The 22548-nt window shown below is 68.0% G+C and carries 19 protein-coding genes; 7 read left to right on the plus strand and 12 right to left on the minus strand.

From position 1 onward, the window contains the following. Window positions 1-10: 10 nt before the first annotated feature. From VFC51_03385 to VFC51_03415, 7 genes are all read right to left on the minus strand, one after another. A complete protein-coding gene (locus VFC51_03385) occupies window positions 11-1147 on the minus strand; it encodes an LLM class flavin-dependent oxidoreductase (GenBank protein HZT06047.1) in 1137 nt (378 codons plus the stop codon). 13 nt (window positions 1148-1160) lie between these two features. Continuing rightward, window positions 1161-2282, minus strand: a complete 1122-nt coding sequence (locus tag VFC51_03390) for an extracellular solute-binding protein (protein ID HZT06048.1) — start codon at window positions 2280-2282, stop codon at window positions 1161-1163. A 100-nt stretch (window positions 2283-2382) separates the two neighbouring features. Continuing rightward, window positions 2383-2688: a DUF3892 domain-containing protein gene (locus tag VFC51_03395; GenBank protein HZT06049.1), complete on the minus strand. Its 306-nt coding sequence runs from the start codon at window positions 2686-2688 to the stop codon at window positions 2383-2385. 165 nt (window positions 2689-2853) lie between these two features. Further along, the gene (locus VFC51_03400; protein HZT06050.1) at window positions 2854-3957 is read right to left on the minus strand and encodes an ABC transporter substrate-binding protein; all 1104 of its coding nucleotides are present in this window, start codon (window positions 3955-3957) and stop codon (window positions 2854-2856) included. 7 nt (window positions 3958-3964) lie between these two features. Beyond that, window positions 3965-4276 carry a hypothetical protein gene (locus tag VFC51_03405; protein ID HZT06051.1) on the minus strand — a complete coding sequence of 104 codons (312 nt, stop codon included), beginning with the start codon at window positions 4274-4276 and terminating at the stop codon, window positions 3965-3967. 19 nt (window positions 4277-4295) lie between these two features. Then, complete coding sequence (locus tag VFC51_03410; protein HZT06052.1) at window positions 4296-5111, minus strand: hypothetical protein; 816 nt, start codon at window positions 5109-5111, stop codon at window positions 4296-4298. A 30-nt stretch (window positions 5112-5141) separates the two neighbouring features. Further along, complete coding sequence (locus VFC51_03415; protein HZT06053.1) at window positions 5142-5762, minus strand: hypothetical protein; 621 nt, start codon at window positions 5760-5762, stop codon at window positions 5142-5144. A gap of 218 nt (window positions 5763-5980) precedes the next feature. Between VFC51_03415 and VFC51_03420 the strand changes: the two genes are divergently transcribed. The 6 genes from VFC51_03420 to VFC51_03445 are packed head-to-tail and all read left to right on the plus strand — an operon-like array spanning window position 5981 to window position 13494. After that, window positions 5981-7060, plus strand: coding sequence for an ABC transporter substrate-binding protein (locus tag VFC51_03420; GenBank protein ID HZT06054.1), 1080 nt, complete (start codon window positions 5981-5983; stop codon window positions 7058-7060). Window positions 7061-7071: 11 nt separating this feature from the next. Continuing rightward, entirely contained in the window at window positions 7072-8499 is a 1428-nt protein-coding gene (locus VFC51_03425) for a helix-turn-helix transcriptional regulator (protein ID HZT06055.1), read from the plus strand. Further along, window positions 8500-10869 (plus strand): ATP-binding protein, encoded by a 2370-nt coding sequence (locus VFC51_03430; GenBank protein HZT06056.1) that lies wholly within the window; start codon window positions 8500-8502, stop codon window positions 10867-10869. A 37-nt stretch (window positions 10870-10906) separates the two neighbouring features. Next, on the plus strand, window positions 10907-12385 hold the full coding sequence (locus tag VFC51_03435) for a UbiD family decarboxylase (protein HZT06057.1): 1479 nt from the start codon (window positions 10907-10909) through the stop codon (window positions 12383-12385). Between the two features lie 12 nt (window positions 12386-12397). Further along, window positions 12398-12910, plus strand: a complete 513-nt coding sequence (locus VFC51_03440; GenBank protein ID HZT06058.1) for a hypothetical protein — start codon at window positions 12398-12400, stop codon at window positions 12908-12910. Continuing rightward, window positions 12907-13494: a thiamine pyrophosphate-dependent enzyme gene (locus VFC51_03445; protein ID HZT06059.1), complete on the plus strand. Its 588-nt coding sequence runs from the start codon at window positions 12907-12909 to the stop codon at window positions 13492-13494. The genes VFC51_03440 and VFC51_03445 overlap by 4 nt, the downstream gene beginning before the upstream one ends. Window positions 13495-13602: 108 nt before the next feature. Here VFC51_03445 and VFC51_03450 read toward each other — a convergent pair whose 3' ends face one another. The 5 genes from VFC51_03450 to VFC51_03470 form a co-directional block, all read right to left on the minus strand. Next, window positions 13603-14715 (minus strand): extracellular solute-binding protein, encoded by a 1113-nt coding sequence (locus VFC51_03450; GenBank protein ID HZT06060.1) that lies wholly within the window; start codon window positions 14713-14715, stop codon window positions 13603-13605. Between the two features lie 38 nt (window positions 14716-14753). After that, window positions 14754-17183, minus strand: a complete 2430-nt coding sequence (locus tag VFC51_03455) for a xanthine dehydrogenase family protein molybdopterin-binding subunit (GenBank protein HZT06061.1) — start codon at window positions 17181-17183, stop codon at window positions 14754-14756. Window positions 17184-17445: 262 nt separating this feature from the next. Then, window positions 17446-17985, minus strand: a complete 540-nt coding sequence (locus VFC51_03460; protein ID HZT06062.1) for a cupin domain-containing protein — start codon at window positions 17983-17985, stop codon at window positions 17446-17448. Further along, window positions 17982-19409, minus strand: coding sequence for a UbiD family decarboxylase (locus VFC51_03465; GenBank protein HZT06063.1), 1428 nt, complete (start codon window positions 19407-19409; stop codon window positions 17982-17984). The genes VFC51_03460 and VFC51_03465 overlap by 4 nt, the downstream gene beginning before the upstream one ends. A gap of 3 nt (window positions 19410-19412) precedes the next feature. Further along, window positions 19413-20852 (minus strand): UbiD family decarboxylase, encoded by a 1440-nt coding sequence (locus VFC51_03470; GenBank protein ID HZT06064.1) that lies wholly within the window; start codon window positions 20850-20852, stop codon window positions 19413-19415. 225 nt (window positions 20853-21077) lie between these two features. On the opposite strand from VFC51_03470, the gene VFC51_03475 reads away from it, so the two are divergent. Beyond that, window positions 21078-22548, plus strand: a 1471-nt coding sequence (locus VFC51_03475) for a serine/threonine-protein kinase (GenBank protein HZT06065.1), incomplete at its 3' end; no start/stop codon positions are given.

Consider the following 22548-nt stretch of genomic DNA (forward strand, 5'->3'; position numbering starts at 1 on the left):
CGGTGACCCATTAGCTCGCGGCCACCGGCTCATGGACGCCGTGAAGCTTGGGGATCAGCTCCTCGCCGATGAGTCGGAGGCACCGCGTCAGGACCTCCTGCGGCATGGTCCCCATGCGAATCATGGCGAGCAGCGTACCGAAGCCGCCAACCTCGTGATACTGCTCCATGAGGTCCTCGAACACCCGGTCCGGCGTGCCGACGAGGAGGAGGCCGCGCTCGCGCAGGTTGTCCATGTTGGCCGTCGCGTAGTCGAAGGGCGGCTTGAGCCGCGCGAAATCGATGTCCGGATTCTGCGCCTTCAGCATGTTCAGCGCCGCGGTGTTGATCTCTTCCAAGAGATTATTGAAGTAGTACTGCACGTGCTCGCGGCACTGCGCCTCGGCCTCGCGCTGGGTCTCCGCCACGAAGAGGTGCCGCCCGTAGATGATGTCGTGGTCGGTCACGGCGCGGCCGGTGGCGGCCGCTTCCTCGCGATACGCGGCTAGCTGCTTCTTCACGCCGGGCGTCGGCAGGAAGTTGACGGCCAGGCAGACGTTCGGGCGGTGGGCAAGGCGACGGGTCGAATCCTCGCTGATCGCGGCAACCCACACGGGCGGACGAGGCTGCTGGTACGGCCGCGGCCACATGTCGACGTTATCGTAGTTGTAGAAGCGCCCGTGGTGGGTGAAGCTCTCGCTCGTCCACGCGTTCAGAATGACATCGAGCGCCTCCTCGAAGCGCTCGCTCGACTCCGACAGCGGCACGCTGTACACGAGATGCTCGCGAGGGATGCCCCGGACGAAGCCGGCGATGATGCGCCCGCGGGTGATGCAGTCCAGCATCGCCAGCTCTTCCGCCACGCGGAGGGGGTGCGCATGCAGCGGCAGCAGGTTGCCCAGCATGGTGAGCTTGATTTTCGACGTTGCGCGCGCAATGTAGGACAAAAAGACGTTCGGGGAGTTGTCCAGGCCGTAGGGGCTACCGTGGTGCTCGTTGAGGCTGATCCCGTCGAAGCCCAACTCCTCGCAGAGCTGAAATTGCTCCACGTGGTTTTGGTAGGTCTGGGCGGCGATCTCCGGGTCAAAGTGCTGGCGTCCGACCGGATACCCAAGCGAGCCTTTCAGGTTCTTGGCGTAGGGGATGAAGTCGAATGTAAAGATCCGCACGCTGCCTCCTGTTCTATGCTGGACCGAACACCTCTTCGACCAGGCTGATGACCTGGTCGCGCAGGCCAACCGCTTTCAGATCGTACGTTTTGATGGCGCCCGGCGCTGGCACGCGCCAGGGCAGTGCGTGGTCGGTCGGCACGTCGAGCCGCGCGCTCACGTAGCCCGAGGCGCGTGCGAAATCCGTCTGTCCCTCCTTCGAGAGGAGCCAGTTCACGTACACCTTTGCGGCGTTTGGATGCGGGGCTCGGTTGAAGATGGCGAGCGCGCCGTTGGCCGGGCTCACGTCGGAGCCTTCACGGATCTGGCGCACGTCCATAATCTGGATCGGAATCCCCTGTCGAATCCGCTCCTCAGCGATGGCGTCCGCGGTCCCGATCAGGATCGAATATCTGCCCTGCCCCACGGAGTCCACCTCCTGCTGGAAGTTGCTCAGGATGGTGATGTCCTGTCTGCCCAGGGCACGGATGAAGTCCGGGCCAAGGTCCGGGTGCAGGTAGAAGAAGGTGAAGGTCGCGAGGCCCGGGCCGGCGCGGCGCGGGTCGTTCATGACCATCTTCCCGCGCCACTTGGGATCGAGAAGGTCCTTATAGGATTTGATCTCTCCGGGCTGGACGATGCTGGGGTTGATGAAGAGGGTTCCGCGCTGGAACGGCGTCATGATAATCAATCGGTGCTCGGGATCGAGATACTCGATGTCGCCGCCCCGCCAGTTCTTGGGGTCCTTGACGTCGTCGCGGATGAGCGCTTGATCGATCGGGTCAAAGGCGCCCATCGGGAACATCGCGTTCAGCGCGGTCGTCGTGCCCAGGACGTACACGTCCCATAGGTACTGCCCGGCGCTGCGCTCGTTGGACACCCGCGGCCCGACACCGGGTCCCGCGTCCGGGAGGAACTCCACGTGGATCCCGTATTCGCGCTCGAAGCCGGCCGTCAGTGCCTCCTGGGTGTTGACGCCTTCGAGCCCGATGACGTTGACACTGCCCTCCTTCTTCGCCTCCGCGAGGACGCGGTCCCACTCGGAGGTCTGTTGCGCCTGACCATTCGAAGCGCCCCCGGTTCCTCCCGGCGCGCCGGCCTGGCTCCCGCAGGCGACCATGATGACGACAGCCGCGATCGCCGGGATCAAGCGCATGAGTGGAATTCCTCCGGTCGTGGGTGCGTGGAGTCTATCGTCATCGATGCCCACACGCAAGCGACCGCAGTGTAGACGCTTTGGACGCGGTGTCTGCGCGTCAGCCGGTGTCGTGGCGCGCGCCGGCGTCGGGGGTCGCGGGCGTGAGCACGGGCAGCGACAGCAGGTCGCTGGTCCATAGGCCGCCGACCTTGGTGCTCAGGTAGTCGCCGAGCGCGCCGCGCACGATCGCCACGTCGCGCCGGAGCCCATTGCGCACGGTGTAGAACGTGTCCTGGCCGCTTTCGAGCAGCTCGACCACCTCCTGGCGCGACTTCAGCCAGCCGGGGCCTGCGAGATGCGTAATGCCCACGATCGTTTCTGAGCCGGGTTCTCGGCTCACGTGGGTAACGAGGAAGTCTGCCAACGGATGGTCCACGGATATGAGGTTGAGAAGGGGTTCGTCGCTCTCGGCAGATAGTGTCGCGGACCTAGACTCCGGCAGCCCCGTATGGCGGGGTGGGGCCACCCTACCCGCCGGGGTGGTGAGCAACGATTCGCGATGGCCGATAGCGGACGCCGCACGCGCGAGCTACTGGATCAGCTCGGACGCCTGGCCCAGCACAGTCGGGGGAATCGGCAGACCCAGAACGCGAGCCGTCCGCAAATTGAGAACGACGTCGAACTGGGCGGGCTCTTCAACGGGGAGGTCGCCAGCCCGCGCCCCCTTCGCGATCTTGTCCACATATGCCGCGGCGCGTCGAAAGTTCGCGACGATATTGGGGCCATAAGCCATGAGCCCGCCCGCGGCGGCCCACTCGCGATCGTCATAAACGGCCGGAATTCGGAGCGTCGCGGCGCTGTCAATGATCTGTTTCTGTCTCTCTGGATCCGCGAACGCGTCCGCGCCGTATTGCATCATGCCGTCCGTGCGCGCGGGCAGGGCGGCGATCAGCGCGGGTTTCAGGTTGTCCGCCGCGCTCGGCTGGACGACCCGCACGTCAAGGCCGAGCGTCTGGGCGATCGCCTGCGTCTCAGCCAGTCCCGGTGGGTTGGGTGAGCTATCCCATGCGACCACGAACGCCACGTGTGAGACGGCCGGCGCGACCTCGTGGAGGAGCTGAAGACGACGAGCGTACTGCCTGGGCTCACTCCGGATAATTCCTGTGAGGCTCCCGCCCGGGCGCGCGTAGCTCGCCACTTCGGACGTTCCGATGATCGAAGAGCTCATGAGCGCCTCGACGATGGGAGTCGGGCTCGCGAGTCGAATGAGTTTCGGGATGAGCTGGGGCGGCGCAGTCGTGACAATTACGTCCACGTTTGCCGCTCGCAGATCGGCGATCGCCAGCTCCTTCGCGCCGGCGCTTCCGTCGGTCGGGTGGCGTACCTCGATCGCCAAATTCAGTCCCTCACGGTAGCCCAGGTCCCGCAATCCGTTTTGAAGGCCGGCCAGGGCCTCGCGATAAACGGGCGCGTCGATCAGGCTCACTCCCACGCGGAGGACCTTGCCCTGGCCCGCCATGGAGGGAGCGACGTTTACCGCCGCGTTACAGCGGATCGATAGCGCGGACGCGACAGCGATCAGGAGCGCGAGCCGGGCGATTCGGCCATCCGGGATTCCGCGCCCGGGTCGGCTCCGTGGGTCCGCGGCTCCCGCTCGTGTCCGTCCGGCTCGCCCCCACGGCTCGGCGTTCACCGTCAGCTCAGTCGCGAAGGTACCCGTTGTCCCGTAGCCAGCGGACGAACTGGAGGCGATCCTCGCGCAGCCCTCCGGGCGCGGCCGGCTCGAGGGCGCGCTGCCCCGAGGACAGATCGACGGCAATCCACGAATTCCGAGCGAAGGCCACGCGCCGGAGGGCCGAAGCCCCCCGGCGCACGAGGTCCCAGACGTCGTGGATCACGAGGTCCGCGAAGACGATGCCGTTCGCATCCATCGCGAAGAGCAGCTCTTCCGGGCAGATGACGGGCTCGCCGCTCCAGTCGTCGAGCGCGGCCAGCAAGCGTCGCATCACCACGTGTCACCTCCGCGCGCGCCTACGGGGCGCTCCAGGTCACGTTGCCGTCCGCGTCGTAGAGCTCGATGGTCGGGTCACCGTTGTCGGTGGTGCCGATGAAGATGCGAGAACGCTGTTCGTCCGAGATGACCAGGTGCGCGGAAAGCGGCCGGTCGCCGCTGAGGCCGTGGTCAACGGCCAGGTGCACCATCGGGTGCGACCGGTCCGGCGACCAGAGGTTGAGACTGGCGACGTCCTCGTCGGCCACGCCACCGGCGGCGCCGGTTGAGAGCGCTGCTCTGGCCTGCCCATCGGCGTTGAGGAGGCTCAGCCGCGCGCTTCCGTCCGGCTGTGCGCGCAGACTTGCCCGGGCGCGTCCCTCATCACTCAAGAGGACGAGGGACGGATAGCCGTCCTCGTCAACGCGGGACGAGATACGCGTTCGGCCCGACTGATCATCTAACACCAGGGTTGCGATGGTTCCATCGTCGCCCGTGCCGTCGTTGCGCTCTCCGGTTCCGAGGCGCGCCACCAACGTCCGACCGTTGGGCTGATACACGTTGATGCCAGCGGTCAGCGGGTTCGGAGGCTGTCCGGGCGGGGCGCCGCCCGTTGCCGCCTGCACCCGTAACGTTCCATCAGCGTCGAGCGCCTGGATCACGCCGCCACCGGTCGGTCTTGCCGAGAGCCGGACCTGATCCGTGCCATTGCCTCCGGACACCGTGACGGATTCAGCCCGAATCGTGCTGTCCTGGGCAGCCACCAGCGTCGGCCGGGAGACGTTGATCGCCATCATCGTTCCCAGGAACGCCATGACGAACGCGGTGCCGCCGCACGCGAGGATTGTGCGTTTCATGATCCTCTTCCTTATCTGAATCGAGTCGGGCTACGACGGGAACGGCGCGATGATGCGCTGAATGCGCTGCTGCATCGGGGCGCGACAGAGGGACGCGACCTTATTGAGGTACGGCTGGAACGATCGATCGCTCGCGTTGGCCGCGCGGTGCGCGTCCATATCCGCCATGCTGGCGAACAGCATCGTCACTGCGAGTGCCGGTCCGTCGAGCGAGCCGATCTGACGGCTGAGCCCAGCTCCGGCCACGGCTCCACCGATGCCCTTCTGGAGGCGCTCGGCGAGCACATTGCGGAGCTCCGGCCCGTTCCCGGCCGACGGCTGGTAGCGATTGCGAATGAGGAACTTCGGCGTGGCCTTCAAGGGCGTCGAGTCCAGCTCTTCGTAGAGGACGACGGCGCGCTCCCGGGCCAGGCACTGGTCGATCTTCCGGCTCTCCTCGGGGCTCGGGAGGTGAGCGGCCATGTAGGCCTCGATGGCCGCGAGGTTCTCGAATCGAATCGAGTGGACGAACCCGGGCTGGGGCGCAAACATGTGGACGCTGAGGGCGTGGGGCGCTGCCTTGTTGCCGGTCGCGTTGCGCGCCTCGAGGGCTGCGCGCAGCTCGGGGCCCTTCCCGACGGCAGGGACGTGGATGATGCGCTCGGTGTACATGAGACTCGGCCTCCTTCGAATGCGTCGACCTGTCGGTCGCGATCGGGGCCACTGTAGACGGGCAGCGCGCCAGAGACCACGAACAGTCCGGACCAATGGCGCGAATTCTCGAAGAATTCGTGTCAGAGTTCGTGCCGGGGAGTAACATTCCGTAACTTGACCATCGTTACTCGTCGCCGGCGTCAACAGACCAAGAGTTGGCGCGGGCGCTCGCGGAGGTGATTGGCCTGAGCGGGATGCAACCCATTGGCCCGACCGATTCTCGCGCGGTTCGCGCACGGAGCGCGCTCGCCGCCCTCCTCTGCGTCGTCCTGCCCTTGAGCGCGGCGTGCGCGCCGGCCATTCCGCTCCCAGGCGCGTGGGCCGCGCCGGAATCGCCGCCGCGCGTGTATCGCGTGGCCGTGATGACCCTGGGGGGACCGGTGTGGGATGGCTGGACGGAGGGGTTCCGCGATGGGATGCGCGATCTCGGCTATGTCGAGGGTCGGGACCTGGTCGTCGAGGACGTTCCCGCGGACTCCGAGGACGTGCAGACTACGCTGGCGACAATCGCGCGACTCCGACTTGAGGGTGTGGATGCCATTGTTTCCGCGGTGCTACCCCACCACCTTTCTGTCGTTGCCGCGGCAGCGGCACCCATTCCCATGGTGGAGCCCCTCCTCAACACGCCGAACGTCGGCGCGCCTCCCATCACCAGCTATGCGCACCCTGGCGGCAATCTCACCGGCATCATCGCCATCGACGTTGCCCAGCACGCGCGACGATTGCAGCTCCTGAAGCAGGTCGCTCCCGCCGTCACTCGCGTCATCGTCCTGACACCATGGGACCGGCCGGACGACCTTCCGGGCTGGAGGGAGATCGCGGACATGGCCCGGTTTCTCCACGTAGACGTGGAGCGCGTGCAGCCGACCGGTCCCGACGACATCGAGCCTGCCCTGGAAGGGGCCGTCGAGCGGGGGGCCGATGGCCTGCTCCAGTATCAGGGGAATCCATTTGGGGATCAGGCTGTCCGTCAGCGAATCGGCGCCTTCGCGGCGCAATACCATCTGCCGGCGGTGTACATCGATCAGGGCTGGCCCAAGCTGGGCGCCTTGATGGCCTACAACACGAACGACGCGGCCAACTATCGCCGCGCGGCGACGTACGTGGATCGAATACTCAAAGGAGCCAACGTGCAGGACCTGCCCATCGAGCAGCCAACCACCTTCGACTTCGTCGTCAACCTGAACACTGCGCGCAATCTGGGCCTCACCGTGCCCAAGGACGTCCTTGCGCAAGCTTCACAGATCATCGAGTAGGGGCAGGCCGCGTGACGCGAGTCGTCGACGAACGATTTGGAGCGGTGCTGCGGCAGTTCCGCACCGAAGCGGGGCTGACCCAGGAGGGTCTCGCCGAGCGGGCCGGCCTCAGCGCGCGGACGGTGCAGAAGCTCGAGCGCGGTGAGTCAGCCCCCTACCCGGCGACATTTCGACGGATCGCGCAGGCTCTTCGCCTCTCGCCGGACAGCCGCGACCTCCTGCAATCGCTGCTTCGCCCTCAATCGATTCGCGGAAGCGGGCCGCCGGACACCGTGCGCCGCACCCCGGTGTTGGGTCATGCGCAGGAAGTGCACCCCGAACCGGCCCTTCCGGATCGTCGAGGTGGGCGGCGCGCAACGTCGAAGAACACCGAGAAGGACTCGCGCTTCGTCGTCGAGAGCCCAGAGCGGCTCAGACTCGTCCCCCTTGCAGACGAATGGGTAGCGTTCGTGCCCATCGCGCGCGCGCCGCAGTATGCCGGTCTCCTCGGAGAAATGGCGTCAATGGCCGCCGCGCACGGCGACTCGGGGGTGATGGGCGCCATCGGGAATCGCATCGGCTATTGTCACCTGGCCGAGGGCGATCTGCGGCAGGCGCGCGCGGATTTCGAGGGCGCCGTGGGACAGGGCAAGCGTGGCGGAAGCAGCCTGGAGATGGCGCTTTCGCACGTTCTCCTCCAGTGGACTCGACTGTGCGCGGGCGATTTCGATCAAGTTCTCTTGTGTCACGAGCAGACGCTGGCCGCCCTCGACGAGGTGTCGGACGCGCGACTGCGATGCTGGGGGATGGCGCCAGCTGCCCTGGCTGCGGCGTTCCTGGGCCAAGTGGATGTCGCGCGCGGGATCGCCGGCGATGCGCGCGCGCGGGCAGACGCGTCGGGCGACCCGGACTCGGTCGCCCTGGCAATCTCGGTCGATGCGATGGTTCGCACGGCGGGCGGGGACCCGCGTACGGGCGTCGACGTCGCCTCGGCGGCCTCGTCGATCACGTGCGGTCCGGCCGTGGGCATCTGGGTCGACGCGGCCCGGGGGTGGTCGATGGCCCGCGCCGCCACGGCGGGCGACGGATCGGCCGACGATGCCCGATCCCTGTTCGAAGCGCTCCTCGGCCGCGTGCGTGCCCTCGGCGTCGGCCCGGCGGAGGTCGCCACGATGCTCTTCCTCGGCGAGAGCTATCGCGGTGCCGGCCAGAGCGCCGCCGGAAGATCGATGACTGAGGCGATGGTTGCGCGCGCCGAGGTGGCCGGCATGCGCTTTCCGCTGGCGATTGGGCGGCGCCTCCTCGGGGAGATCGCGCTAGACGACGAGCCGGGGGCAACCGCGCGCGCCGCGGCCGCCGGCCAGCTCGATGCGAGCATCGAGCTGCTCCGTCACATGCGCGCAGGTCCCGAGCTGGCGCTCGCGATCTCCGTCCGAGATCGGCTCGCGCGGACGTCATAGATGCAGGGCCGAGCGCGTCCGGAGACCACGTCCGTCCCGGGTCGCCTGGCGCGAAAATACGCGCTCGTCCTGGGGTTGCTAGTCAGCGGCGCCCTCATCGTGAGCGGCATCGTCCAGGGGTACTTCGCGGTGACCGAGAGCCAGAATGCCCTCGCCCGGATCCAGCGGACCGAAGCGCGGGCGGCGGCGTCGCGGATCGCCGATTTTCTCGATGGCGTCGAGCGTGAGGTCGGCTCTGTGGCGCGGAGCGCGCGCCCGAGCGGCGAGGCGGGCGCCGAACAGCGGCGGCTCGACTACCTGCGGCTTCTGCGCCTCGAGCCCGCCATCGCGGAGCTGACGTACGTCGATGGGACCGGGCGGGAACAACTCAGCGTCTCGCTTGCGGCGGCGACGATTATTGGAAGCGGCGAGGATCGATCGGCGGATCCCATTTTCACAGCGGTGAGTGGGCACACCTACTGGGGCCCTGTGTACTTTCGACGCGGATCGGAGCCCTTTATGACGGTGGCGATGCGCGAGGCGGGGCCGAATCCGGGCGTGACCGCGGCGGAGGTGAACCTGAAGCTCACGTGGGACCTCGTCTCGCAGATCAGCGTGGGGAAGGCGGGGTATGCCTACGTGGCCGACGACGACGGGGCGCTGATCGCTCATCCGGACCTCAGCCTCGTCCTTCGGCACACCGATGTGTCGCACCTGGCTCCGGTACAGCAGGCGAATGGCTGGACCGGCGGGCCGCAGCTCATCACGATGGGTCCGGACCTCGAGGGCCGCGACGTGCTTTCCGTGGCGGAGGTGATTCGACCAACGGGGTGGCTGGTCGTCGTCAACGAGCCGGTGGGGGAGGCGCTCGCCCCGCTCTACGCGGTGGTGTGGCGGACCACGGTTCTCGTTCTCCTCGGCATCGCCCTTTCGCTGCTCGCCAGCGTCCTGCTGGCGCGACGCATGGTCGCGCCGATCCACGTCCTGCAGCGGGGCGCTGCCGACATCGGAGCCGGGAGGCTCGACCAGCGCATCGAGGTTCGAACGGGCGATGAGCTCGAGGCGCTGGCCGAATCGTTCAACCAGATGAGCGCGCAGCTCAAGGCCTCCTACGCCGATCTCGAACAGAAGGTCGAGGACCGCACCCGAGCCCTGGCGGACGCAGTGCAGGCGCTGGAAGAGAAAGGACGCCAGCTCGAGATCGCGAGCCACCACAAGACGGAGTTTCTCGCCAACATGTCGCACGAGCTGCGGACGCCCCTGAACGCCATCATCGGGTTCGCCGAGGTGCTCTCCGATCGACCGTCCCCGGGGCGTGACGAGCGCGAGCAGCGCTATCTGACGAATATCCTGGTGGCCGGGCGCCACTTGCTGTCCCTCATCAACGAGATTCTGGACCTCGCGAAGGTGGAGGCGGGCCGGATGGACCTCGAGCTGCGCCGATTCCCGTTGGCGCAAGCGATCGAGAATAGCTTCATCTGGATTCAGGAGCGCGCCGCGCGCCACCGCATCACGGTGACGCTCGACCTGGACCCGACCGTCGGAATGGTCGAGGCCGACGAGCGGAAGATCAAGCAGGTCCTGGTGAACCTGATGTCGAATGCGGTGAAGTACACGCCAGATGACGGACGCGTCGACGTGCGCGTTCGAAAGATGGGCGACGACGTCCACGTGTCGGTCCGCGACACCGGTGTTGGGATCAGCGCCGAGGACCGCGAGCGGATTTTCGCCGCGTTCGAGCAGGTGAAGAGTGATGGCTTTCCCCGGACGGAGGGGACCGGCCTCGGACTGGCGCTCTGCCGCCGACTGGTAGAGCTACACGGCGGCCGAATCTGGGTCGAGAGCGCGCCGGGGGCGGGAAGCACCTTTACGTTCGCCATCCCGCTGCGTCAGGCGCTGGCTGAGCCCACCGGGTCCTCCGTTCCGGAGGCGCGTGACATCCTGCCACGCCCAGTCGACGAGTGGGACCGTCCCTCGCCGCCGCGCGAGCCAACGGGAAGCGTCGGCGAGAAGCGGCCTACGCTGCTCGTGATCGATAACCACCCGATGGCGATCGAGGTCGTCGATGCTGTGCTGGCCCCCGAGGGGTATCGCGTGGTCCCGGCGCTCGGCGGACGTGAGGGAATCGAGATGGCTCGTCGCGAGCTGCCGGGGCTGATCATTCTGGACCTGATCATGCCGGATGTCGACGGGTACGCCGTCCTGCGTCTGCTTCGCGCGGATCCGGCCACGGCGTCCATCCCCATCATTGTTCTCACGTCGAAGACGCTGTCCGCGGAGGAGCGGAGCGCCCTCTCGACCCAGGTCACCTCCATTGGCCAGAAAGGTGACTTCGACCGCCAGGCCTTCGTCGAGCTGGTCCGTCGCACCATTCGCGTCGTTTCCGCCTGACCCTCAGGCGATATCATTGGCGCGCTGGGAGGGAAGAATGACTGACGTTGCTGCGCGCGATCTGCTGGGAACGGAATTGCGCGAAGTGATCCGCTCCTTCGAGGCCATGGGGGAGTTGCGGCACGTGGATGAGGCCGACCCGCACCTCGAGCTGGGCGCGATCACGGAGATGATGGCCCTCCGGGAGGGGCCTGCATTGCTGTTCGATCACCTCCCCGGCTACGCACCGGGCTACCGGGTGCTGTCCAATTTGTTGAATTGTCCCCGGCGAGTCGCGGCCCTCTTCGGGCACCCCAGCGATGTCGGCGGCATCGCGCTCGTCCGGGCGATTCGCGAGCGCTTCTCGAGTCTCCAGCTCATCGACCCGGTCACGGTGTCGCGGGCCGATTTTGCCGAGGAGACCGAGCGGGGCGACGACGTGAATCTGCTCAAATTCCCCGCGCCCTTCTGGCACGAGCACGACGGCGGCCGCTACATCGGAACGGGCTGCTCCGTCATCATGCGGGACCCCGTCGATGGGTGGGTGAACCTGGGAACCTATCGCGTGCAGGTGCACGACGAGCGGACGCTGGGTCTCATGGTCGAGCCGGCCCATCAGGGATCCCTCATCATGCGCCGCCATTGGGAATCTGGCCATGATTGCCCCGTGGTGCTCTGTATCGGGACGGAGCCGGCGGTCCTCATGGGCTCGTTCCTGGCGATGCCGTGGGGCATGAGCGAGTACGGCTGGGCCGGCGCCGTCGTTGGCCGGCCGATCGAGGTTGTCGAAGGCGAGGTGACCGGGCTGCCGATCCCGGCCTCCGCCGAGCTGGTGATCGAGGGGTACGTTCCGCCGCCGTCGGTCGAGACGCGGATCGAAGGCCCGTTTGGCGAGACGATTGGCTACTACGGCAGCGGCGCCAGCGAGCAGGCGGTTATCCGCGTGCAGCAGGTGCAGCACCGGCGCGACCCGATCATCGTGGGCACGCCTCCGCTGCGGCCGCCAGCGTCCAGCAACGCCTCCTATCTCTTCCGCGCGGCGAACCTGTGGACGGAGATCGAGCGGGCCGGCGTGCCGGACGTGCAGGGCGTGTGGATGCACCCGGCGGGCAGCTCCTCGTTTCTCGCCATCATCTCGGTGCGCCAGCGTTACAGCGGCCACGTCAAGAATGTGGCCCAGGCGGCCATGGGCGGCCGCGCGGGCGGCGCGCAGCTCGGGCGATTCGTCATCGTCGTGGACGACGACATCGACCCGTCCGACATCAACCAGGTGCTGTGGGCTGTGTCGACGCGGTGCGATCCGGAGACGAGTATCGACGTGATTCGAAACTGCGCCTCCAACCACCTCGACCCGCGCCTCACGCCGGAGAAACGCGCGAGCGGCGACTTCTCGGCGGCCCGGGCGGTCATCGACGCCTGCCGGCCGTACCACTGGCGCGATCGATTTCCGCGGTCCGTGGGCACGAGTCCCGAGTATCAGGAGCAAATCCTGCACGACTGGCCGGACCTGTTCCAGACCGGCCCACAGACTCACTGACGGGAGCGATGGGTGGACAAAGAATCGACGCGCATTGTGGTTGACGGCTTGAAGGAGGCGGGGATCGATCTGGTCGTCACCCTACCAGAGGAGCCGACCCACTCGGTGATCGACGAGACGCGGGTCGATCCGTATTTCACGACCGTGACCGTGACGGCGGAGGGCCACGGGCTGGCGCTCTGCGCGGGCGCCGCGCTCGGCGGGCGCGACTGCGTGTTCTTCACCGGCGTCGCCGGGCTCCTGGTGGGCACGTGGGCGCTGGCGCAGGTCGGCATGGTCTACGGCGCCCCCTTCACGATCATCGCCTCCTATCGCGGCGACTTCTCGGATCGGACCGGCATTCCCGGGTCCCAGCTCCTCATGTTTCGCCAGGTGCTGGAGCCGCAGCTCAACATGCTGCGCATCCCGTACGAGATCATCAACGACCCGGCGAAGCTCAAGCGCTCGATCAAGGGGGCGTCCGTCGCATGCCGGGAATACGGAACGCCCATCGCGCTCCTCCTGACCGGCGATTTCCTATCGTGAATCGCTTCGAGTGCCTCCCGCTCCTCGCGGAGATGCTGGAGGAGCATACGCTCACGGTCACCAGCCTCTCGAGCAACGCACGGATCTGGGCCGGGGTCTGGGACCGTGGGCCGACATTCGCGGGGCTCAATATGGGGCTTTGCATTGGGTTTGCCCTTGGGCTGAGCCTCGCCTTTCCCCATCGGAAGGTCGTCGCGCTGGAGTCCGACGGAAGCATGATGGAAGACACGAGCGTGCTCATCTCCGTCGCGGACGCGAACCCGACGAACCTGGTGATCCTGGTCTTCGACAACGAGTCCTACGCGCGGATGGGCGCCACTGCCACGGCGCGCGGCGCGGACCTCGTCCGGATGGCGCAGGGCGCGGGCATCCGGTCGACAGGCCTGGTGCGGACGCTCCCGGAGTACGAGCGCGCCGTCCGCGACGCGCTCGCGAAGCCCGGCCCGACGTTCTTGCAGATCAAGGTGGAGGCCGAGACCGCGCGCGTGCCGGACAGTCGCACGACCTACGGCCCCGCGATGAAGGAGCAGTTCCTGGACCGCGTCCTGAGCCACCCGGACTATCGGGGGTGGCACGGGGGCTGACTCGCTCCGCTGCCGGACGCCGAGGACCGAAAGTGGGATATGAGCTGCGATCCCACCGGAAACCCGCTCGAATCGTGCGCGCTCGGCAGCGTCGCCGACGAGCGCGATCTACTGCGGGAGCACCTCGCGGAGCAGGTCCAGCACCGCGTCCTTCGTCTCCATCGCGCGGAGGTCGTACGTCTTCACTGCCCCCGGCCTCGGGACGCGCCATGGGAAGGTGTGGTCGGTGGGAACGTCGAGGCGCGCGCTGATGTACCCCGTCGCGCGCGCGTAGGCTGTCTGGCCATCCTTCGAGAGCAGCCAATCCAGGTACACGCGGGCCGCATTCGGGTGGGCAGCGCCGTTGAAGAGCCCCACCGAGCCGGACGCTGGGCTCACGTCGGAGCCCTCACGCAGCGTGCTGGGGTCGACGATGGTGATCGGCACTCCCTGCTTGATCCGCGCCTCGGCCAGGGCGTCCGAGCTGCCGAGCAGCACCGGATACCGCCCCTGTCCGACGCCGTCGATCTCCTGCTGGTAGTCCTGGAGGAGGGTCAAGTCCTGCTTGACCAGCGCGCGTATGAAGTCGGGCCCGAGGTCAGGGTGGAGGTAGAAGAAGGTGAAGGTCGCCTGGCCGGGGCCCGCGCGTCGTGGGTCGTCGCTGGCGAGCTTGCCCCGCCACTTGGGGTCCAGCAGGTCCTTGTACGAGGTGAACTCCTCGGGCTTCACGAGGGTCGGATTGACGAAAAGCGTGCCGCGATGAAAGGGCGTGATGACAAGGCACGTTCGCCCTTCATCGACGAACTCGAGGGCCCCGCCGCGCCAGCTGGACGGGTCCTTGACCTCCGGCCGGATGAGGGCGGGCTCCATCGGGTCCAGCGCACCCATGGGAATCAACGACTCCAGCGCCGTCGTGGTCCCCCCGACGAAGATGTCCCAGCGGTACTGCCCGGCGCCGCGCTCCGCCGAGAGGCGCGGCGGGATGCCGGCGCCCGCGTCCGCCAGGTAATCGACCGTTATTCCGTAGCTCTGCTCGAAGCCCTCGGTGAGCGCGGTGCGGCGATCGTCGCCGGTCGGGCCGATGATGGCGACGGTGCCCTCCTCCTTGGCCGCGGCCAGAACCCGGTCCCATTCGCTCGGCTGGCTCGGCGCCTGCAAGGGGGGCGCCGCCGTTTTCGGCGCCGCGGTACAGCCGACTATCGTCATCGCCGCGAGCAAGAGGAGCAAACGCGCACGAGCCATTCGACCAAATCCTCTCGAGATGATTGAGAGCCGCGCCGTCACCCGCCCGCCCGCTCAGCGCTCTGGATGACCTCCCACAGCCGAAGCGGCGTGGCGGGCACCGTCGTGCAGCGGACGCCGAGGGGCGCGAGCGCGTCGTTGATGGCGCTCATGAGGACCGCCGGCGTCGCCAGCACGGCCGCCTCGCCGGCGCCCTTCACGCCGAGCGGGGCAACGGGCGACGCCGTCTCGGTGTACACGCTCTCGGGCATCGGCACCTCGCAGATGGTCGGGAGGAGGTAATCCATGTACGAGGCCGTGAGGTACTGTCCGCCCTCGTCGTAGACGTGCTCCTCCAGCAGCGTCTGGCCGACGCCCTGGGCCAGCCCGCCCTGGACCATCCCCTCCACGATGGCCGGATGGAGGCGGACGCCGCAGTCGTCGGCGATGGCGTACTTCAGGATTGACACCTGGCCGGTCTCGCGGTCGATCTCCACCATCACGACGTGGACCGCGTTGGAGGCGGTGAGATCGAAGCTCCCCCGCCCCTCCGCGTCGGGCAGGCGACGGCTCGGCGGGTTGAAGGTGTAGGTGGCCTCCGGGCTTCCGTCGACGTCCTCGGGCAGGAGATCGCACCGGGTGAGCATCGTCGCGGCGACCTGGCGCAGGGGGAGCGCCTTCGACGGCGCCCCCGCTACCCGGAGGAGGCCATTGCGAAGCTCCACGTCGTCGGCGTGGACCTCGAGGAGGACTGCGGCCACCTTGCGCAGCTTCTCGGCTACCCGGCCCGCGGCCCCGAGCACGGCGCCGGACAGCATCACGGCCTGGCGGCTGCCGATGGGCCCCGTTCCAGGACCGGCGCTCAAGCTGTCGACGGCCACGACCTCCACGTCCTCCCGATCGACGCCGAAGTAGTCGGCGAGCACGTGGGCGACGATTGTGTGCTGGCCCTGGCCCTCCCACGGGAACGTGACCTCCGCGACGATCTTGCCCGCGGCGTCGATCCGGACGCGCGCGCTCTCGGGGACCGACGTCCCAAAGGGCGCGCCTCCGCCGAGCAACGTGAACATGCTCATGGCAACGGCGCTGATCTCCACGCCGGTATAGACGCCGATCCCCACGAGCCGTCCCTGGGCGCGCGCCTCCTCCTGCTCGCGTCGCAGCGCAGGGTAGTCCGCGAGGTCCAGGGCGAGGTCGAGGGACCGCTCGTAGTCTCCGCTGTCGTACGCGGCCCCATTGGGCGCGACGTAGGGGAATTGCTCCGGGCGGAGGAGATTTCGTCGTCGGATCTCGGCGGGGTCGAGCGCCAGCTCCCGGGCCGCGAGATCGAGACAGTGCTCCATGGCGAGATTGTGGGGCGGGACGCCCCAGCCGCGGTATGAGCCCTGCGGACACTTGTTGGTCGTGACCACGGCGAGGTCGTAGGCGACGTTGCGGACGCGGTATGGACCGGTAAAGGCGGAGAGGGGCTTGAGGGTCATCCCCATCGCCACCGACACGACGTGGGCGCCGATGTCCTCGAGCGCCGTCACGCGAAATCCCGTCATCTCCCCGTCGCGCGTCAGGGCCATTTCCGCCGTGTACCGGCGATCGGGCCCATGGCTGTATGCGCTCATCAAGTGCTCCACGCGGTCTTCGATCCATTTCACCGGCCGTCCGCCCGCTTTGCGCGAGAGGAGAGCGATCCGGACCACGTGGTGCGGCACGATCTTCGTGCCGAAGCTGCCGCCATGGGGCAGCGGGATGAGGCGGATCTTGTTGGTCGGGAGGCGCAGCGCGCGGCTCACCGATGGGACGTAGAAGCCGGTCCCCTGGAACCCGCCCCACGAGGTGAGCATCTGATCCATCGGGTTCCACTGCACGATGCAGCCGCACGTCTCTAGGGCGTTCCCGCTGGCGCGGTGCCAGCGAAAGGTGTCGCGCACGACGAGGTCCGCGTGCGCGAACGCCTCGTCGACGTCGCCGAAGGCGAATTGGCGCTGGTACACGACGTTCGTCCCCTGCGACTCGTACACCAGCGGGCCCGCCGCCTCCCGCGCGCGCTCCGGGTCGAGGATCGGCGGGAGATCTTCGTAGTCGACGTCGATCAGCTCGAGCGCATCCTCGGCGACGTAGCGGCTCGTCGCCGCCACGACGGCGATGGGCTCGCCGACGAAGCGGACTTTGTCCGTGGCGAGGCAGTGCCCAGCCCAGCCCGGCGGAAGCCCGGGCACCGGCTCGGACCACGCTTCGGCGTCGGCGCCGGTGATGACCGCGGCGACGCCGTCGAGCTGCCCGGCGCGCGAGGTGTCGATCCGCCGGATGCGGGCGTGCGGCCGGGTACTTCGGAGGACGGCCGCGTGCAGCATGCCGGCGAAGGCAAGATTGTCGGTGAAGTCGACCCGCCCGGTGAGGAGCGCGGCGTCTTCGATCCGGGGCAGGTCCTTCCCGACGTAGCGCGGCTGCGTGACCGGCAGGTCAGCGATCCGGATGGGGATCGTGGCGGCCATCGGGCGCTAACCCAGACCCCGCGCCGTCAAGGCAGTGCGGTGAGTCCCTATGGTCGAGGCCAAACGCGCGGGGCGTGCGTGGTCACCCGCTCCTGCCGCAGGAGTAGCGGGCGGGGTAAGGGCGTACCCTGGGCCAGGACCTGCGGCATGGAGGCGCCGACGAGGGCCCCTCACCGAACGTCTCCCATTGCGATGGGAGAGGAACAAATCGAAGCCTGGTGCGCGGGAACTGACTCACTCGAGTGCGATGGAAAGAGACGGATCATCGGATTGACCCGGTCGCGTTCGCCTGGGGGTCTTGGAAGTCCGGGTGGTTCTCGATCTGCACCATCTCGCTCGATCCCCAGGTGAACAGCGGGACGTTGATGAAGGCGATCCATTTCACGGGCTTCGCGTCGTCCTTGTTGAAGTGCTGGTGGTCCACGCCGCCGCGCTTCATGGGCAGGAGGAGAAGGTCCCCCGCTTCCCAGTCGTGGCGCTCGCCGTCCACCATGGAAAACCCCTCGCCCTCCAGGATGTAGATGACCAGGCCGCCCTGGTGCTTGTGGCGGCCCGAGTGCTTGAGGATCGTTTGGACGAAGATGGTCCAGCCGTCGAGCGCCGTGTCGACCGGCTCGCCCGTGTACTGGGACGGCCACATGTACTTCCGGCGAAGCGCCTGGCGCGTCTGCTTCAGGGGAACGTCCTTCGCCCGAATTACGACTCGTCCTTCGAAAGACCGGTCGCGCTCCGCGCGATGGTAGTCCAGGAGCTGCTGATAATCGTCGCGCTCGCGCTCCCGTTCTCGCTCTCTCGAGATCATGTCGGCTGCCTCCCCCCGTTCGGTAGGCCGTATCGTCCCCAGTTCTGATCCACCTGCTCCTGCACAGTCGCGCGCGGGATGCACAGGGGAGGATAGCTCTTGGCGTCGTAGCGCGTCGCGTCGATGATGACCTTCGACGTTCGGGCGTGCACGCTCTGCTCCGCACGCGGGAGGGAGGGATCGAGGATGATGCCGGTCACCTCGTTGATGATCTCCATGTCCCGATGTGGCTGCACCCGCGTCGCGACGGCCCACTCGACCGCGCTCGGATCGAAGGGATCGACGTCGTCGTCGACCACGATGACCTGTTTGATGAATCGGCCGGGGTGTGTCCCGAGGACGGCCATGCCGACGGACTTCCCGTAACCCTCGTACAGCTTCTCGATGGAGACCACGGCGTGGAGCGCCCCGCCGCCAGGGGCCGTCACGTGCACCCGCTTGATTCCCGGCAGGGCGATCTGCCGCATCAGCTCGGCTTCACGCGGCACGCCGGTGAGGATTGCCGACTCATGGGGCGGGCGTCCCTCGTAGGTCTGCTGCAGGATCGGCCGATCCCGATGGGTGATGGCCGACACGCGGATCACTTGGCGGGGCTCCGTTGGGCCGCCGTAATAGCCGGTGAACTCCCCGAACGGGCCTTCGTCCACAAGGAGGTCCGGCGCGATGTGGCCTTCGATGACGATCTCCGCGGAGGCCGGCACTTCGAGGGGTACCGTCACGCAGCGCACGAGGTCGAGGGGCGCCTCCCGCAGGGCGCCGGCCACCGCCAGCTCGTCGGTGCCGAAGGGGACCGGGGAGGTGGCGGTCATCAGCACGACGGGGTCGGCGCCGATGGCGATGGCGACCGGAAACGGCTCGCTGGGCGCCTTGCGACGCTGCAGCATCAGATGCGTGTACGGCGCGGAGAGGAGGCCCAGGAGGTCGCGGTCGTGCACCTGGTTTCGGTAGACGCCGACGTTCCGCGCGCCGGTCTCCGGGTCTCTGGTGACGTGGCACGAGAGGGTGAGATACGGCCCGCCGTCGAGGTCGTTCCAGATGGGGGCCGGCAACCGTTTTAGGTCGACGTCGGACCCGACCAGGACGTGCTCCTGGCACGCGCCCCGCTCCACGATTCGAGGAGGGAGGAGCGTCGCGACGCGCCGGTTCCACTCCGAGGCGAGCCGATCGGGCTCTGTCCCCAGCGCCAGGGCGTACCGAGCTCGGCTGGCGAGCAGGTCCACGGCCAGCGGAATGTCGGAGCCGCCGGGCCGCTCGAAGAGGAGCCCCGGCCCGTGGTTGAGCAAGTTGCGGTAGCAGATCGCGCCGATCTCCTGATCAAGCGCGACCGGCGCTGAGACCCGGGCCAGCTCGCCCGCCGCCTCCAGGGCGGCGAGGTAGCTTCGGAGGTCGTGGACTGAGCTTCGGGGACGCGTTTCCACTGCCACCTGCTACCCCCAGGGCTCCGCCGGGATACGCGCCAGGCGATCACGCCCGAGGATCGCGACCGGGTCCATTCGGCCCAGCACGTCGGCGGGCACGGCGAGGCGCTCGGCGAAGGGTCTGTCCAGCGGTTTCGTGCAGTCGAACCCGATTTTCGCCGAGGTTCGCCCGTCCTCGGAGCTGGGATCGAGGGGACCGCCGGTCAAGCCGCTGAGCTGAACCATGCCGCGGTCGGCCTGGAATCGCATGGCCAGCGCCAGGAGAACCTCCTTTTCGTCGAACACGTCGACGTCGTCATCGAACACGAAGGCGTGCTTCATGCTCCCCTGCGTGTTGAGCGCGGCAAGCGCCGCCACTTTGCCTTGCCCCTCGATGGTCTTGCGGATCTGTACGTACGCGTGGGCCACGCCGGCCCCGGACATGGGAACGTGCACGGCGCGCACGGTGGGCACGGCGCGCTGGATCGCCTGGAAGATCTCGCCCTCTTTGGCCAGGCTGCTGATCCAGTGGGTGTGGCCGACCATCACGTCGCTCCAGAACGCGTCGCGGCGCCGGGTAACCGCCGTGACCTTCAGAAACGGGCCCCAGCGTTGGGGCCCGATGTAGCGGGTGTATTCTCCGAACGGGCCTTCCGGCTTGCGCTGGCCCGCGGGCACGTATCCCTCGATGACGACCTCGACATCCGCGGGGACGAGGAAGTCGTCGCCAAGGGTCTCCGATGGAACGAGCCGCAGGGGCTCGCCGGCCAGACCACCGGCCGCCGCGAAGTGGCTGTCCTCCGGCCCGATGTGGCTGGCCGCGCCGAGGACCACCAGCGGATGGTGGCCGATCCAGAACGCCGCGGGCATGTCCTCACCGGCGTCCTCGTACTGACGCAGATTATGGGCGTTGTGGGTCTGGGGTCCCATCCAGACGCGGATCTCGTCGCGGCCCGCCAGCCAGCCGCGGTGCAGCGCCGAGTTGTCGAGGCCCGTGGAGCGATGTCTCGTCAGGAACAGCCCCTCCGTGATATAGCGGCCCGGGTCTGTCCGGTGGTGGCGCGGCGCCGGGAAGCGCCGCACGTCGACGGCCGAGCCGGTCTCCACGATCTGCTTCACGGGCGCCTCCGCGCGCGGGACCACGATCGGCGGCCGACGCCGCTGAACGCGCTCGAAGCAGACGCGGCCGGCCTCCGGCACGCCGGAGCCCAGGAGCCGTGCGAGCCGGAGCCTGCTGGCCATCATGAAGGTCACGAGCGGGATGTCGAGGGGCAGGCCGTCGACGCGAATGTCGTGGAAGATGAGCACCGGAAAGCGCTTGTCGCGCTCGAGCTTCGCCGCGAGCGCCGTCAGCTCCCACGTCGCGTCCATCGGTCGCTCCACGTGAACGACCTCGTCGGGATAGTCGCGCTCGTACTGGATCAGGAAGCCGTGGAGATCGAGGGTGGCGGCGGATGCAGGCGAAACCATGCTCCTCCCGACAAGCCGACGCGGGTTTGGACGGCCGTCGCACGCGGGCAAGCATACCATCCCGCGCTCGAGGGGTCACGGGCGCTTCAGCGCGCGCCGACATGAATCGTGCAACCTGGAGCGCCGACGTGTGTTGTACGTGCGCTCCACCGCACGTACACTACGCGCTGTTGTCCGGAGTCGGGGCGCCGGCGAGCCACGTCCGGATCAACGCTGGAGGCTTGGATGCCGAGCGAGCGAATCCAGCGCCAGATCGATCGCCTTCTTGATGAGGCGGACGACGCGGTGCGCCGCGATGACTGGGCCACCGTACTGCAGCGAGCCCAGGCGGCGCTGCGCCTCGATCCCGAGAACGAAGACGCCCTCACGTATCTGGCCGCTGCCTCTCGCAGCGCCAATCCGATTGGCGCGGCAGAAGACGGGGCGGGAGAAGCAGCGTCGGCAGTTTTCGCTCCCGCCCCGGAGCCGACCTCGTTTTGCAACGGCCGCTACCGGGTCAAGGAATTCCTGGGTGAGGGCGGGAAGAAGCGGGTCTATCTCGCGACTGATACGCTGCTGGATCGGGATGTGGCCTTCGCCCTCATCAAGACCGATGGGTTGGACGAGGTGGGCCGCGAGCGCGTCCGGCGCGAGGCCCAGGCCATGGGTCGGCTCGGCGCGCATCCGCACGTCGTCTCGGTGTTCGATCTGGGGGAGGAGGGTGGCCAGCCCTTCATCGTCACCGAGCTGATGGAAGGGGGTGACGTCGAAGGACTGATCGAGCGGGCCGAGAGCCACCGGGTGTCCCTTCAAGATGCGATTCGGATCGCCGATGAGGTGTGCGAGGGGCTGGAGTTCGCCCACGGGAAGAACGTCGTGCATCGGGACCTGAAGCCCGGGAACGTGTGGCTGACGGCGGAGGGGACGGCGAAGCTGGGGGATTTTGGGCTGGCGGTGTCGCTGGACCGGACCCGGCTGACGCAGGCTGGGATGATGGTGGGGACGGTGAGCTACATGCCGCCGGAGCAGGCGACCGGGGGCGAGGTGACCCCGCGCTCGGACCTGTACTCGCTGGGGGCGATGCTGTACGAGCTGGTGACGGGCCGGCCGCCCTTTGTGGGGGATGAGAGTGTGGCGATCATCACCCAGCACCTGAACACGCCGCCGGTGGCGCCGAGCTGGCACGTGCCGGACCTGCCGGTGGGGTTGGAGGCGCTGATCCTGCGATTGCTGGAGAAGGACCCGGGGAAGCGGCCGGCCAGCGCCGGGGAGGTCCGGGCGATGCTGGCTGGGGCGCGGGCCGCGGCGAAGGGCGAGGGGACCGCGACCCGCGGGGAGGGATCGGTCGAGCGTGGGAGTCGCGCCCTTGACGATCCGCTCTACCGGGAGGCGTTCGTGGGGCGGGAGGCGGAGCTGAAGCAGCTTCGAGCGGCGTTTGACGGGGCGATGTCGGGGCAGGGGTCGCTGGCGGCGGTGGTGGGGGAGCCGGGGATTGGGAAGACGGCGTTGTGCGAGCAGCTTGCCACCTACGTGTCGATCCGGGGTGGGAAGACGCTGGTCGGGCATTGCTATGAGGAGGGCTCGCTCTCCCTGCCGTATCTACCGTTCGTGGAATCGCTCCGGTCCTACGTGCTGGCGCGGGACCCGGAGGGGTTGAAGGGCGACCTGGGGTCGGGGGCGGCCGAGGTGGCGCGGATCGTGAGCGAGGTGCGGGACC

The organism is Chloroflexota bacterium, assembly GCA_035652535.1.
GTDB lineage: Bacteria > Chloroflexota > UBA6077 > UBA6077 > SHYK01 > DASRDP01.